The 14,475-nt window shown below is 60.9% G+C and carries 13 protein-coding genes; 10 read left to right on the top strand and 3 right to left on the bottom strand.

Annotated features, from left to right (window positions below; all coding sequences use genetic code 11):
- The first annotated feature begins 50 nt into the window (after positions 1 to 50).
- Positions 51 to 1,961 (top strand): NAD(P)-binding protein, encoded by a 1,911-nt coding sequence (locus tag ACP3TA_RS24650; protein ID WP_129993523.1) that lies wholly within the window; start codon positions 51 to 53, stop codon positions 1,959 to 1,961.
- Positions 1,958 to 3,142, top strand: coding sequence for a c-type cytochrome (locus tag ACP3TA_RS24645; RefSeq protein WP_206196258.1), 1,185 nt, complete (start codon positions 1,958 to 1,960; stop codon positions 3,140 to 3,142). The genes ACP3TA_RS24650 and ACP3TA_RS24645 overlap by 4 nt, the downstream gene beginning before the upstream one ends.
- Before the next feature lie 37 nt (positions 3,143 to 3,179).
- Here the strand turns inward: ACP3TA_RS24645 and hmpA are convergent, their stop codons facing one another.
- Positions 3,180 to 4,370, bottom strand: a complete 1,191-nt coding sequence (gene hmpA / locus ACP3TA_RS24640; protein WP_197658718.1) for an NO-inducible flavohemoprotein — start codon at positions 4,368 to 4,370, stop codon at positions 3,180 to 3,182.
- 357 nt (positions 4,371 to 4,727) lie between these two features.
- Between hmpA and glyA the strand changes: the two genes are divergently transcribed.
- Together glyA and ACP3TA_RS24630 are read left to right on the top strand one after the other, a co-directional pair.
- A complete protein-coding gene (gene glyA, locus ACP3TA_RS24635) occupies positions 4,728 to 5,981 on the top strand; it encodes a serine hydroxymethyltransferase (RefSeq protein WP_047570908.1) in 1,254 nt (417 codons plus the stop codon).
- 156 nt (positions 5,982 to 6,137) lie between these two features.
- Positions 6,138 to 7,283 (top strand): 3-phenylpropionate MFS transporter, encoded by a 1,146-nt coding sequence (locus ACP3TA_RS24630; protein WP_033644100.1) that lies wholly within the window; start codon positions 6,138 to 6,140, stop codon positions 7,281 to 7,283.
- Here the strand turns inward: ACP3TA_RS24630 and csiE are convergent, their stop codons facing one another.
- Positions 7,284 to 8,549 (bottom strand): stationary phase inducible protein CsiE, encoded by a 1,266-nt coding sequence (csiE, locus tag ACP3TA_RS24625; RefSeq protein WP_206196259.1) that lies wholly within the window; start codon positions 8,547 to 8,549, stop codon positions 7,284 to 7,286.
- Positions 8,550 to 8,730: 181 nt separating this feature from the next.
- Here csiE and ACP3TA_RS24620 point away from each other — a divergent pair, with 181 nt between their 5' ends.
- Complete coding sequence (locus ACP3TA_RS24620) at positions 8,731 to 9,366, top strand: DUF1007 family protein (RefSeq protein ID WP_046687657.1); 636 nt, start codon at positions 8,731 to 8,733, stop codon at positions 9,364 to 9,366.
- On the top strand, positions 9,357 to 10,379 hold the full coding sequence (locus tag ACP3TA_RS24615) for a nickel/cobalt transporter (protein WP_426784470.1): 1,023 nt from the start codon (positions 9,357 to 9,359) through the stop codon (positions 10,377 to 10,379). The genes ACP3TA_RS24620 and ACP3TA_RS24615 overlap by 10 nt, the downstream gene beginning before the upstream one ends.
- A 55-nt stretch (positions 10,380 to 10,434) precedes the next feature.
- Here ACP3TA_RS24615 and suhB read toward each other — a convergent pair whose 3' ends face one another.
- Entirely contained in the window at positions 10,435 to 11,238 is an 804-nt protein-coding gene (gene suhB, locus ACP3TA_RS24610; protein WP_033644096.1) for an inositol-1-monophosphatase, read from the bottom strand.
- Positions 11,239 to 11,357: 119 nt separating this feature from the next.
- Between suhB and trmJ the strand changes: the two genes are divergently transcribed.
- From trmJ to iscU, 4 genes are all read left to right on the top strand, one after another.
- On the top strand, positions 11,358 to 12,092 hold the full coding sequence (gene trmJ, locus ACP3TA_RS24605; RefSeq protein WP_033644095.1) for a tRNA (cytosine(32)/uridine(32)-2'-O)-methyltransferase TrmJ: 735 nt from the start codon (positions 11,358 to 11,360) through the stop codon (positions 12,090 to 12,092).
- A 193-nt stretch (positions 12,093 to 12,285) separates the two neighbouring features.
- Positions 12,286 to 12,780, top strand: coding sequence for a Fe-S cluster assembly transcriptional regulator IscR (gene iscR, locus ACP3TA_RS24600; protein ID WP_004941404.1), 495 nt, complete (start codon positions 12,286 to 12,288; stop codon positions 12,778 to 12,780).
- A gap of 54 nt (positions 12,781 to 12,834) precedes the next feature.
- The gene (gene iscS, locus ACP3TA_RS24595) at positions 12,835 to 14,049 is read left to right on the top strand and encodes a cysteine desulfurase (RefSeq protein WP_015378780.1); all 1,215 of its coding nucleotides are present in this window, start codon (positions 12,835 to 12,837) and stop codon (positions 14,047 to 14,049) included.
- A gap of 24 nt (positions 14,050 to 14,073) precedes the next feature.
- Positions 14,074 to 14,460 (top strand): Fe-S cluster assembly scaffold IscU, encoded by a 387-nt coding sequence (gene iscU / locus ACP3TA_RS24590; RefSeq protein ID WP_033635600.1) that lies wholly within the window; start codon positions 14,074 to 14,076, stop codon positions 14,458 to 14,460.
- The last annotated feature ends 15 nt before the right edge of the window (positions 14,461 to 14,475 follow it).

Below are 14,475 nucleotides of genomic sequence, written 5' to 3'. Positions count from 1 at the left end.
CGAGCCGGCTCCGGCCGGCTGATGATAATAAAAATTGAAAGGAAGCCTATATGGGTATCACCAGACGCGATTTTCTCAACGGAGTGGCGATCACCATCGCCGCCGGGTTGACGCCGCTGCAAATCTTGCGCGCGTCGCCGCAAACCGCCAATCAAACCCTGTACTATCCGCCGGCGCTGACCGGGTTGCGGGGCAACCATCCGGGCTCGTTCGAGCATGCGCACCAGTTGGGGCGCGACGGCAAAACCTTTGATTTCGGCAGCGTGCCCGCCGTTGAAGAGTTCGATCTGGTGGTGGTCGGTGCCGGCATCAGCGGGTTGGCGGCCGCCTGTTTCTGGCAGCAGCTGAAAGGCGAGCAGCAGCGCATTCTACTGATCGACAACCATGACGACTTCGGCGGCCACGCCAAGCGCAACGAATTCAACACCGACGACGGCATGCTGCTCGGCTACGGCGGCAGTGAATCGCTGCAGTCGCCGCGCTCCAACTTCAGCCCGGTGGCGATGGGGCTGCTGCACAAGCTCGGCGTCGATATCGACCAACTGGAGCAGGCGTTTGACACCACCTTCTACCCGGATCTTAACCTGAGCCGCGGGGTTTACTTCGATCGCAAGAACTTCGGCGTCGACAAGGTGGTGAGCGGCGATCCGGGCCGCACGGTGGCGGACGACATTCCGCGCGATCGCCTCAACGGCCGTTCGTATGAAGCGTTCATCGGCGATTTCCCGCTACCGGAAAGCGATCGCCAGGCGCTGATCGCACTGCATACGGTGGAGAAAGATTATCTGCCGGAGATGACGCTGGAGCAGAAGGTCGAGTGGCTCGATACCCACAGCTATACCCAGTTCCTGCGCGAGAAGGTGGGCCTGAGCGAGCTGGCGATCCGTTATTTCCAACAGACCACCAACGACTTCCAGGCGGTGGGCATCGACGGCACGTCGTGCAGCGATGCGCGCATCTGCGATCTGCCGGGCCTCGGCGGCATGAATCTGCCGCCGCTGGACGAAGAGTCGCAGGCGGATCTCGACGATCCTTACGTGTTCCACTTCCCGGACGGCAATGCCACGCTGACGCGCCTGATGGTGCGCAAGCTGATCCCGGCGGTGGCGCCGGCCGGCAAAGACATGAATGACGTGGTGCTGGCCAAATTCGACTACAGCCAGCTCGATCGGCCGGAATCGCCGGTGAAGCTGCGTTTGAACAGCACCGGGCTGCACGCGGCCAACGTCGGCGACAAGGTGGAAGTCACCTATATGACCGGCGAGAAGATGACCAAGGTGCGCGCCGGGCAGGTAGTGATGGCCGGCTACAACATGATGATCCCGTACCTGGTGCCGGAGATGTCGCACGAGCAGCAGGAGGCGCTGAAGCAGAACGTCAAGGCGCCGCTGGTGTACAGCAAGGTGGTGATCCGCAACTGGCAGCCGTTCATCAAGCTGGGCGTGCACGAGATCTATTCGCCGGCCGCACCGTACAGCCGCGTGAAGCTGGACTACCCGGTGAGCATGGGCGGGTATCAGCACCCGCGCGATCCGAACCGGCCAATCGGCCTGCACATGGTCTACGTGCCGACGCTGCCGGGCAGCGGCCTCAGCCCGCGCGAGCAGTCGCGCAAAGGGCGCGCGCTGCTGCTGGGCACGCCGTTCGAGGTGCACGAGCAGATGATCCGCGAGCAGCTGCAGGGCATGCTGGGCGCGGCCGGTTTCGATCATAAGCGCGACATTCAGGCGATCACCGTCAACCGCTGGTCGCACGGTTACTCCTACTTCCTCAACGGACTGTTCGACGACGAAGACGAAGCCAAGAAAATCATCGAAACGGCGCGGCAGCCGATCGGCAAGATCGTTATCGCCAACTCCGATGCCGACTGGAGCCCGTACGCCAACTCGGCGATCGATCAGGCGTGGCGCGCGGTGAACGAACTGGCCTACGGCAAGGTTGCCGCCAAGGAGGGAGCATGAGTCTGCGTTCGCTGTACCTGTTGAGCCTGCTGGCGGCCGGCGGCTCGGCCCAGGCGATGTCGGCCGGGGAATACGTCGCCAAAGCCGGCGACTGCACCGCCTGCCACACCGCGCCGGGCGGCGCTGAACTGGCGGGCGGCATGAAGTTCCCGACGCCGCTCGGGGCTATCTACGCCACCAACATCACGCCGGACAAGCTGCACGGCATTGGCGCCTATTCGTTCGAGGAGTTCGATCGCGCCATGCGCCAGGGGGTAGCCAAAGACGGCCACCGGCTCTACCCGGCGATGCCGTACACCTCCTACGCCAAAATGAGCGCGGAAGACATGCGCGCGCTGTATGACTACCTGATGAATGAGGTGCCGGCGCAAAACGTCGCCAACCGGGACAGTGACATCAGCTGGCCGCTGTCGATGCGCTGGCCGCTGGCGGTGTGGAACTCGCTGTTCCACGACGACCAGCCGTATCAGGCAGATCCGCAGCAAAGCGCCGAGTGGAACCGCGGCGCCTATCTGGTGCAGGGCGCGGGCCATTGCGGCAGCTGCCACACGCCGCGCGGCTGGGCGATGCAGGAGAAGGGCCTGGACGGTAAGGAGCCGGTGTTCCTGAGCGGCGCCGAGCTGGACGGCTGGTACGCCTCCAATCTGCGCGGCCTGCCGCCGGAAGAGGTGACGGCGCTGCTGAAAACCGGCCGCAGCCGCCATGCGGCGGTCGCCGGGCCGATGAGCGAGGTGGTGGCCCACAGCACGCAGTACCTCAGCGAGGGCGATCTGAACGCCATCGCGGTGTACCTGCGCAGTCTGGCGCCGGACCCCGTCGCCGGGGCCGCCTCGAAGGCTGCGCAGGCGGATAACCCGAGCGGCAAGGCGACCTATGCGATGTACTGCTCGACCTGCCACGGCAATAAGGGAGAGGGCACCGACTTCACCATCCCGGCGCTGGCGGGCAACGCCACGGTAACGGCGGACAATCCGCTGACCGCGCTGCGGGTGGTGCTGGAAGGGGCGCATACCCCGATCACGCAGCAGGCGATGGCGCTCGGGATGCCGGCTTACGGCTGGGCGTTGAACGATCGGCAGGCGGCCGATCTGATGAGCTATCTGCGGGGAAGCTGGGGCAACCAGGCGGCGCCGGTGACGGTGCAGCAGGTGCAGGACGCGCGCCAGCTGCAGGCGAAATGAAGAGGGAGCGCGGTCTGACGGCCGCGCTCCGCAAGCATTACAGCACCTTATGCGGGCCGAAGCATTCGTAGTGGATGCGTTCGGCCTCTACGCCCATCTCCAGCAGCTGTTTGCCCACGAACTGCATGAAGGCCACCGGGCCGCAGAAGTAATAGTGCATCTGCGGATCGGCCAGGCTGCCTTGCAGCGCGCTCAAATCCATCAATCCGCGGCTGTGGTAGTCGCGGCCTTCCACGTCATCGGCACCCGGCTCGCGGTACCACACATGGCGGCTCAGATTCGGCATACGCCCGGCAATATCCGCTACCTCATCGGCAAAGGCGTGTACGCTGCCGTTTTCCGCCGCGTGCAGCCAGTGGACCTGCGCCTGATGTTGGTTGTCGTGCAGGGTGTTGAGCATGCCGAGCATCGGGGTTTGGCCGACGCCGGCGGAGATCAGCGCCACCGGCGTGGTCGGCGCCACGTCGAGGAAGAAGTCGCCGTGCGGCGGGGCGATGTAGATCACGTCGCCTTCCTGCGCCTGCTGGTGCAGGTAGTTGGACACTTTCCCCTGATCTTCGCGCTTCACCGCGATGCGGTAGAACTCGCCGTTCGGTGAGGTGGTCAGCGAGTACTGGCGAATTTCCTGATGCTCCAGGCTGTCGTGCTTGATGTAGACCGCCAGGTATTGCCCCGGTTTGAAGTCCGCCACCCGGCCGCCGTCCACCGGCGCCAGCACGAAGCTGCAGATCACGTCGCTCTGCGGCTGTTTCTTCAGGATGCGGAATGCGCGCAGATCGCGCCAGCCGCCGTTGTCGGTTTCGCTCTGCTGATAAATCTGCTCTTCACGCTGGATAAATACGTTGGCCAGCACGCCGTAGGCCTTGCCCCAGGCGTCCAGCACTTCCTGGCCCGGGCTGAACATTTCGTCCAGGGTCGCCAGCAGGTGACCGCCGACGATGTTGTACTGCTCCGGCTGGATATTGAAGCTGGTGTGCTTCTGCGCGATGCGCTCCACCGCCGGCAGCAGCGCCGCCAGGTTCTCGATGTTGGCGGCATAGGCGCAGATGGCGTCGAACAGCGCCTGACGCTGATCGCCGTTGCGCTGGTTGCTCATGTTGAAAATATCTTTCAATTCCGGGTTGTGCGCGAACATGCGATCGTAAAAGTGGGCGGTCAGCTTCGGCCCGGTCGCAGCCAGCAGGGGAAGGGTGGATTTCACGGTGGCGATGGTTTGGCTATCCAGCATGGAAGCGCTCCTTGGGTTGGGATCTTGACGATAATTGTAATGATGTATTTTAAATGCATCTTATTGGGTTCCGCGTCGCTTGTAAATACCCTTGTTTTCGTTGCGGTGTTCTTCGGGCGTCGATCGCGCTCACAGAACATGAAAAAAGCGCATCGTTCGCATGAGGAAATGTCCGTTGATAAACGGCGGCATTTAGCGGATCAAAGCCTTGCGCCACCTTATGCCAATCGTTTGCGTAAAAACCTCTGTCAAGACCTATCTTCGGTGGGGTGAAACGGTTTACACTGTGGCCCAGAACCCAAACGGGTAGTTATTTGGTGATTTTTTAGTTAGCTGATTTAAGTCAGGAGATGCCGGATGTTAAAGCGTGAAATGAACATTGCCGATTACGATGCGGAACTGTGGCGTGCCATGGAGCAGGAAGTGGTGCGTCAGGAAGAGCACATCGAGCTGATCGCGTCTGAGAACTACACCAGCCCGCGCGTGATGCAGGCTCAGGGTTCCCAGCTGACCAACAAATACGCTGAAGGCTATCCGGGCAAGCGTTACTACGGCGGCTGCGAATACGTGGATATCGTTGAGCAGCTGGCTATCGATCGTGCCAAAGAATTGTTCGGCGCTGATTACGCCAACGTGCAGCCGCACTCCGGCTCCCAGGCTAACTTCGCCGTGTACACCGCGCTGCTGCAGCCGGGCGACACCATTCTGGGCATGAACCTGGCGCACGGCGGCCACCTGACCCACGGTTCCCCGGTTAACCTGTCCGGCAAACTGTATAACGTGGTGCCTTATGGCATCGACGACAAAGGTCAAATCGACTATGACGATCTGGCCAAACAGGCGCAAACCCACAAGCCGAAAATGATCATCGGCGGCTTCTCCGCATACTCCGGCGTGGTTGACTGGGCCAAAATGCGCGAAATCGCCGACAGCATCGGCGCTTACCTGTTCGTCGACATGGCGCACGTGGCGGGCCTGATCGCCGCCGGCGTGTACCCGAACCCGGTACCGCACGCGCACATCGTCACCACCACCACCCACAAAACCCTGGCGGGTCCGCGCGGCGGCCTGATCCTGGCGAAGGGCGGCGACGAAGATCTGTACAAGAAGCTGAACTCCGCCGTGTTCCCTGGCGGCCAGGGCGGCCCGCTGATGCACGTGATCGCCGGCAAGGCGGTGGCGCTGAAAGAAGCGATGGAGCCTGAGTTCAAGGTTTACCAGCAGCAAGTGGCGGTCAACGCCAAGGCGATGGTTGACGTGTTCCTGCAGCGCGGCTACAAAGTGGTCTCGGGCGGCACCCATAACCACCTGTTCCTGCTGGATCTGGTCGACAAAAACCTGACCGGTAAAGAAGCGGACGCCGCCCTGGGCCGTGCCAACATCACCGTCAACAAAAACAGCGTGCCGAACGATCCGAAGAGCCCGTTCGTCACCTCCGGCGTGCGTATCGGCACCCCGGCCGTGACCCGTCGCGGCTTCAAAGAAGCCGACGTGCGCGAACTGGCCGGTTGGATCTGTGATGTGCTGGACAACATCAACGATGAAGCCACCATCGAACGCACCAAGAAGAAAGTGCTGGATATCTGCGCCCGCCTGCCGGTTTACGCATAATCCCGCTTTTGCCTGAAAAAACCCGCTGCGGCGGGTTTTTTTGTGGCCGCTCGCGGCAAACTGTGAGCTGTCTGGCACTCTAACGCATTGACGTGGAATGAAGATTGCGGGCAGGTGTGAGCTCTGTCAAAGTATTGCCCTCACTCCGGAGGGATCATGGTTCTGCAATCCACGCGTTGGCTCGCGCTCAGTTATTTCACCTACTTCTTTTCCTACGGCATTTTCTTACCGTTCTGGGGCGTGTGGCTGAAAGGCGAGGGCATCGCGCCCGAAACCATCGGCATATTGCTCGGCGCCGGTTTGGTGGCCCGCTTCCTCGGCAGTTTACTGATTGCTCCCCGCGTTAAAGATCCCTCTCATCTGGTTTCCGCGCTGCGCCTGCTGGCGCTGTTGACCCTGGCTTTCGCGGTTGGCTTCTGCTTCGGCAACGGCTGGGGCTGGCTGATGCTGGTGATAGCGGGCTTCAACCTGTTCTTCTCGCCGCTGGTGCCGCTGACCGACGCGCTGGCCGCCACCTGGCAAAAGCAGATCCGCATGGACTATGGCCGGGTGCGGCTGTGGGGCTCGCTGGCGTTCGTCATCGGCTCGGCGCTGACCGGGCAACTGGTGGCGGTGTGGGGCCATAACGCCATTCTCTACAGCCTGATCCTCAGCGTGCTGGCGATGCTGCTGGGCATGCTGCTGAAGCCGAGCGTGATGCCGCAGGGCGAAGCGCGCACGCACGGCGGGGCCGAGGGTTCGCTGTGGGCGCTGTTGAAAGAAGGGCCGGTGTGGCGCTTCCTGCTGTGCGTCACGCTGCTGCAGGGCGCGCACGCCGGCTACTACAGCTTCGGCTCCATTTACTGGCAGGAGGCGGGCTATTCGGCCTCGACCATCGGTTATCTGTGGTCGCTGGGCGTGGTGGCGGAAGTGATTATTTTCGCCAGCAGCAACGTGCTGTTCCGCCGCTGGAATGCGCGCAACCTGCTGCTGCTTTCCGCCTGTTGCGGCGTGTTGCGCTGGAGCCTGATGGCCTACAGCACCGAGCTGGGTTGGCTGCTGCTGATCCAAATCCTGCACTGCGGCACCTTCACCGTGTGCCATCTGGCGGCGATGCGCTTTATCGCCGCGCGCCAGGGGCAAGAGGTGATCCAACTGCAGGCGGTGTATTCGGCGCTGGCGATGGGCGGCGGTATCGCCGTCATGACGGTCATTGCCGGGTTCCTGTTCGAACATTGGCAGGGCGGGGTGTTCTGGGTGATGGCGGCGGTCGCGGTGCCGGCCTTGTTCATCCGGCCGCCGGCGGTCAGCGTCAGCCGGTGATTAAGGGGCTTCCAGCAGCGCGCGGATGGCCTGGCGCTGGCGGTTTTCCAGCGGCAGTTCGGTATAGATCAGCGGCGGGTGCGGAGCGCTGTGCACCGCCGCGTAGGGGGTGATCACCAGCGTGACGCCCTGCGGCGCTCCGCCGCACAGATAGTCGCTCAGCGGCAGATACTTGATGTTCAGCGGCAGCAGCGTGAGCTCGCGGATCTGATATTCCACTTCCTCTTCCAACTGCGGGTTATCCAGCGTCAGCAGCAGCACCTGTTTTTCCTGCAGCGCGTTGTCCTGCATCAGCCAGGCGCCGAAGCTGATGGCCACCAGGCCCGCCTCCTCGTTGGAAAAATGCACGCCGTACTCCTGCTCCAGCGGTTTCAACGCTTCCTGCGTGGTGCGCATCAGCCGCGGGTATTTGCGCACCACTTCTTCCAGCAGCATATTGTCGATGCCGATGGCGAAACGGCAGCGCTCCAGCGCCGGCGCCAGATGGGCGAACAGCTGGCTGACCAGCTCCGCCTTGCTGCTGAAAGCCATGCCGGACAGCTGCTGGAACCGCTCGACCATGCTGTCGATCGCCGCCATCAATCTCTGCTCTTGCGCCGAGTCATTGCTGTGGTAGCTGTGGCTTTTCAACAGGGTGAAGGTCAGCGCCAAAAAATCGCGCTCGTCTGCCTGCGGCGGCTGGTTAAACAGCCGGTTGCAGGCCTGATGCAGCCAGGCGGCGGCTTGCTGCTCCAGTTTTTGCCGCAGCCAGTCGCGCTGAACGGCGTCGAAACGCGGGTGTTGCTGCAGGCGGTTTTGCCAGGCGCAGTAGAGCAGATAATGCTGCAGGAATTGGCGGTCGCGCGCGTCAAAGTGACGATTGAGCAGCGGCTCGCAGGCGTCGAGCGCCTGGGCCAACAGCGATGTCAACTCGGCATCGGCCGCCAGCGCTTGCCGCAGGCGCGGGGCGAAATCGTCTTCGACGAACCGCGGGCTGCAGCGCAGGGTGCGCCTTAGCCAATGGAGCAGGCACAGGCGTTGGTTGAGCGCGCTGCCCCTCAATCGGTAGCCATGGTCGGGATCGACGGCGATCTCCAGATGGTGGAAACGCTGGATTTCACTGGCCACCTCGGCTATATCTTGCCGGGTTATCGGGGGGGCGACGCCATTGATTCGGCTGAGGGTCTCCAGCTGTAACTCGGGCTCCGGCGTGTACAGCATCAGCAGCAGATGGCAGCGCCGTTGTTGTCCGGAGAGCTCAGGCACGGGAGAGGTGTCCAGGCTCATATCACCTTCCGGCATAAAAGGTTGCGATTATGCCTAAGCATAGCAAAAGGCTTTGTGCCGGCAGGGTTAACGCGCGGCTTTTACTTCGGCTTACAACTTTCGTCACAAATATCGCCGGCAGAGGCGGGCCGTTCGACATTTATTTGTGTTACGTTATAACAAATATAGGTAAAGCAGGATAATGATGAAGTTACGTCGACTTTTGGCTGCCTTTGGCGCCGTGTTCAGCGCCGGTGCGATCGCGCATCCGCACAGCTTTATCGATATGAACACCACCTTCGTCGCCAAGGATCAGCGGTTGGTCGGCCTGAAAATGGTGTGGGTGATGGATGAAATCACCTCGGCGGATCTGCTCTACGATGCGAAAAACGCCAAGAGCGATTCGGAAGTGTGGAAAAAGCTGGCGGCGGAAGTGATGGCCAACGTGCTGGGGCAGCACTATTTCACCGACCTTTACCGCGACGGCAAGCCGGTGAAATACCTGAACTTGCCCAGCGAATATCACCTGTCGCGCCAGGGCAACCAGGCGGTACTGGAGTTCGTGCTGCCGTTGGCCGAGCCGCAGCCGCTGGCGGGCAAGCCGTTCGAGCTTTCTACTTACGATCCGACTTATTTCGTGGATATGACCTATAAAGACCAAAATGCGCTGCATTTGCCGCCGGAGATGGCGCAGCAGTGCAGCTACAAGCTGATGACGCCGAAGCCGAATGCGTCGCTGCAGGCCTATGCGCTGTCGCTCGACAAGAACGACTCGCCCGGTGAAGACCTGGCGCTGGGGCAGCAGTTCGCCCAGCGGGTGACGCTGCAATGTCGCTGAATCTCTCGCAACCGACGATAAACCGGCGCCACTGGGCTTTCGGCCTGTGGCCGCTGCTGCCGTTCACGCTGGCGCTGGCGGCCGCCGCGCTGCTGGCGTGGCACTATTGGCCGCAGCTGCTGATGCAGAGCGTGGTATGGCAAAAAGCGCTGCACCAGCAGATGGCGGGGTTGTTGCAGCAGGTGAAGGCCGCGCCGCAGCAGGCAGGGTTGGCGCTGACGCTGTTCAGCCTCGGCTATGGCGTTTTGCATGCGCTCGGCCCCGGCCACGGCAAAGTGGTGATCGCCACCTATCTGGCCACTCACCCGGCGCGGCTGAAAAGCAGCCTGAAGCTGACCTTCGCCGCTTCGCTGGTGCAGGGCGGGGTGGCGATCGCGCTGGTTACGCTGATGCTGGTGGTATTGCAGCTCTCTTCGCGCCAGCTTCACCAAAGCAGCTTCTGGCTGGAGAAGGGCAGCTTTATTTTGGTGATGTTGCTTGGCGTGTTGCTGAGTTGGCGCGCGCTGAAACGTCTGTTTGCGGCGATCAAGGCGATGCGCCCGGCGCCGGCGCTGCGCATCAACAGCCTGACGCCATTGGCGGCGGATCATGTGCACAGCGCCAATTGCGGCTGCGGCCACCGGCATCTGCCGAGCGACAGCGAGCTGCAGGCGGGAAGCGACTGGCGCACTCAGGCCGCCATCGTGCTGGCGATGGGCATGCGTCCCTGTTCGGGGGCGATTTTGGTGCTGTTGTTCTCCAAGGTGATCGGCGTGTTCGGCTGGGGAGTGATCTCCGCGCTGGCGATGGCGTTTGGCACGTCGTTGACCATCTCCATGCTGGCGCTGCTGGTGCATTACAGCCGCCGGCTGGCGGTGCGCCTCAGCCGTTCGCGCGCGCCCGCCGCCTGGAGCGCGGTGGCCTGGGGCTCGCTGGCGCTGGCCGGCGGTCTGATCCTGCTGGCCGCCGGGCTGTTGCTGTACGTCAGCGCGCAGCCGGAATTCGGCGGCGGCATCCGCCCCTTCTCCCGCTAACGGGCATAAAAAAAGCGCTGCATCGGCAGCGCTTTTTTCGATTCGCTTCTGGCGATTAACGCTTCAGCGCTTCGCTCAGTTCTTCGCGCATGGTGGCCAGCATGGCTTTCACGACGCGCGGGTTGCCTGCTACCACGTTGCCGGAGCTGAAGTGGTTGTGGCCGCCGACGAAGTCGGTGACCAGGCCGCCGGATTCACGCACCAGCAGTTCGCCCGCGGCGAAGTCCCACGGCTTCAGGCCGATTTCGAAGAAACCGTCTACGCGGCCGGCGGCCACATAGGCCAGATCCAGCGCAGCGGAACCGGTGCGGCGGAAGTCTGCGCACTGGGTGAACAGCTTGCCGACGATGTTGATGTAAGGCGTTGCGTGCTGTTTGACTTTGAACGGGAAGCCGGTCGCCAGGATGGTGCCATCCAGATCTTTGGCGTTGGTGCCGCGCAGACGGTAACCGTTGAGCTGTGCGCCCTGACCGCGCGTGGCGGTGAACAGTTCGTTGCGCATCGGATCGTAAACCACGGCCACTTCAGTGCGGCCTTTGATGCGTACGGCGATGGAAACGGAGAAATGAGGGAAACGTTTGATGAAGTTTGCAGTGCCATCCAGTGGATCGATCACCCATTGCACATCGCGATCTTCGCCGATCAGCTCACCGCGTTCTTCGCTCACGATACTGTGTTGCGGATAAGACTTGCGGATGACGTCGATGATCAGATGCTCTGCATCGCGATCGACGTTGGTGACGAAGTCATTGGTCCCTTTCTGGCTCGCTTCTACAGCGTCCGGGGTTTCGTAGTTTTTGGCAATCAGGTTACCGGCCTTGCGCGCAGCGCGCACGGCGATAGTCAGCATCGGATGCATGGGTATCTTCCAACTAGGATGTTAAAGAACAGGAAACGGCGCGAAGTATAGCAGCTGTTCGGCAAATTGCCTACGGCTGTGTTAAGATGCTGCGATTTTCCGCCACGCTCAGAGTTTGTATGCTGCACAATATCCGCATTGTTCTGGTAGAGACTTCACATACCGGCAACATGGGCTCGACCGCCAGAGCCATGAAAACCATGGGGTTAACCAACCTTTATCTGGTTAATCCGCTGATCAAACCCGATTCTCAGGCCATCGCCCTGGCCGCCGGCGCCAGCGACGTGATCGGCAACGCCACCATCGTCGATACCCTCGATGACGCCATCGCCGGCTGTAGCCTGGTGGTGGGCACCAGCGCGCGCTCTCGCACCCTGCCGTGGCCGATGCTGGAGCCGCGCGAATGCGGCGTGCGCGCGGTGCACGAGGGCGAGCACGCGCCGGTGGCGCTGGTGTTCGGCCGTGAACGCGTCGGGCTGACCAACGATGAATTGCAGAAGTGCCACTACCATGTCGCCATTCCGGCCAACCCGAACTACAGCTCGCTGAACCTGGCGATGGCGGTGCAGATCCTGGCGTACGAAGTGCGCGTGGCTTACCTCGATCGCCAACAGGCGGGCGCGCCGCAGCTGGAAGAGACGCCGTATCCGCTGGTGGACGACCTTGAGCGTTTCTATCAGCACCTTGAGCAGACGCTGCAGCGTACCGGCTTCATTCGCCCGTCCCATCCGGGCCAGGTGATGAGCCGCCTGCGTCGGCTGTTCACCCGCGCACGCCCGGAAGGGCAGGAGCTGAATATCCTGCGCGGCATGCTGACCTCGATCGAGAAACAGGATAAACATCAAGGTAATTAATTGATGTGGCATAACGGTGGGCGACAATAGTATTAGTTATCCAAAGGTTATAACATGTATTTTATATACCTTTGTTCTTGCTAAGTTCAAAACGTGCTAATACTTGAGTCAATTACTAGGTTAAATAGTTGACTGTTTTACTCAGGAATGTCAGACTTTCGGCCATATTTGACCAACAGGTAACCATTGAGCTATGAGACTGACATCCAAAGGCCGTTATGCCGTAACCGCTATGCTCGACGTAGCGCTGCATTCCCAGGAAGGGCCGGTGCCACTGGCGGACATTTCCGAACGCCAGGGTATTTCGCTCTCTTATCTGGAACAATTATTCTCCCGTCTGCGCAAGAATGGCCTGGTGGCCAGCGTGCGCGGTCCGGGCGGTGGTTATCTGCTGGGTAAAGACGCGGGTGAGATCGCCGTTGGCGCTGTCATCACTGCCGTCGATGAATCGGTAGATGCAACCCGTTGCCAGGGCAAAGAAGGCTGTCAGGGCGGCGATCGCTGCTTGACCCACGCCCTGTGGCGCGATCTGAGCGAGCGCATCAGCGGGTTCCTGAACAACATTACGCTGGCTGAACTGGTCAACAACCAGGAAGTGCTGGTGGTGGCGGATCGTCAAAACAACGATACGCGCCGCACGGCCAACGGTCGTCCGCAAGAAACTATCAACGTTAATCTGCGCGCATAAGCAGCTGGCGAAATTATTTTAGTTTTTGGAAGTGATGTACGGAGCACAAGAGCAATGAAATTACCGATTTATCTGGATTACTCAGCAACGACGCCGGTTGACCCGCGCGTTGCTGAGAAGATGATGCAGTTTTTGACCCTGGACGGCACTTTCGGCAACCCGGCTTCCCGTTCCCACCGTTTCGGTTGGCAGGCGGAAGAGGCGGTAGACATCGCCCGTAACCAAATCGCCGAACTGGTGGGCGCCGATCCGCGCGAAATCGTCTTCACCTCCGGGGCGACCGAATCCGACAACCTGGCGATAAAAGGCGCTGCCAATTTCTACCAGAAAAAAGGCAAGCACATCATCACCAGCAAAACCGAACACAAAGCCGTGCTCGACACTTGCCGTCAGCTGGAGCGCGAAGGGTTTGAAGTCACCTACCTGGCGCCGCAGAGCAACGGCATCATCAGCCTGCAGGATCTCGAAGCGGCGATGCGCGATGACACCATCCTGGTCTCCATCATGCACGTCAACAACGAAATCGGCGTGGTGCAGGATATCGAAGCGATCGGCGAAATGTGCCGTGCGCGCGGTATCATCTACCACGTTGACGCCACCCAGAGCGTGGGCAAACTGCCTATCGATCTGAGCAAGCTGAAAGTCGACCTGATGTCGTTCTCCGGCCACAAAATCTATGGTCCGAAAGGCATCGGCGCGCTGTATGTGCGTCGCAAGCCGCGCATCCGCATCGAAGCGCAGGTGCACGGCGGCGGTCACGAGCGCGGCATGCGTTCCGGCACCCTGCCTGTCCACCAGATCGTCGGCATGGGCGAAGCTTATCGCATCGCCAAAGAAGAGATGACCGAAGAGATGGCGCGTCTGCGCACCCTGCGCGATCGTCTGTGGAACGGCGTGAAAGATATGGAAGAAGTGTATCTGAACGGCGATCTGGAGCACGGCGCACCGAACATCCTGAACGTCAGCTTCAACTATGTTGAAGGCGAGTCGCTGATCATGGCGCTGAAAGACCTGGCCGTTTCTTCCGGTTCAGCCTGTACCTCCGCCAGCCTCGAGCCGTCCTACGTGCTGCGCGCGCTGGGCATGAGCGATGAATTGGCGCACAGCTCGATCCGTTTCTCCCTGGGGCGTTTCACCACGGAAGAAGAGATCGACTACACCATTCAACTGGTGCGTAAATCCATCGGCCGTCTGCGCGATCTGTCCCCGCTGTGGGAGATGTTCAAGCAGGGCGTGGACATCAACAGCATCGAATGGGCGCATCATTAATTCTCAGGTTTCAGGAGCAAGGTCATGGCTTACAGCGAAAAAGTAATCGATCATTATGAAAACCCGCGCAACGTGGGTTCTTTCGACAACGAAGATCCTACCGTCGGCAGCGGCATGGTAGGGGCGCCGGCTTGCGGCGACGTGATGAAGCTGCAAATCAAGGTTAACGATGAAGGCATCATCGAAGACGCGCGCTTTAAAACTTACGGCTGCGGTTCCGCCATCGCCTCCAGCTCGCTGGTGACCGAATGGATGAAAGGCAAGTCGCTGGATCAGGCTGAAGCGATCAAAAACACCCAGATCGCCGAAGAGCTGGAATTGCCGCCGGTCAAAATTCACTGCTCGATCCTGGCTGAAGACGCCATCAAAGCAGCGATTGCCGACTATAAGAGCAAGCATAGCGCCGAGTAATTTGTCTGAGTCGGC

The organism is Serratia sp. 2C06 (genome assembly GCF_050037615.1).
Classification (GTDB): domain Bacteria; phylum Pseudomonadota; class Gammaproteobacteria; order Enterobacterales; family Enterobacteriaceae; genus Serratia; species Serratia ureilytica.
Note: the sequence above shows the minus strand (reverse complement) of the source record. Positions and strands in the feature narration are given on the sequence as shown.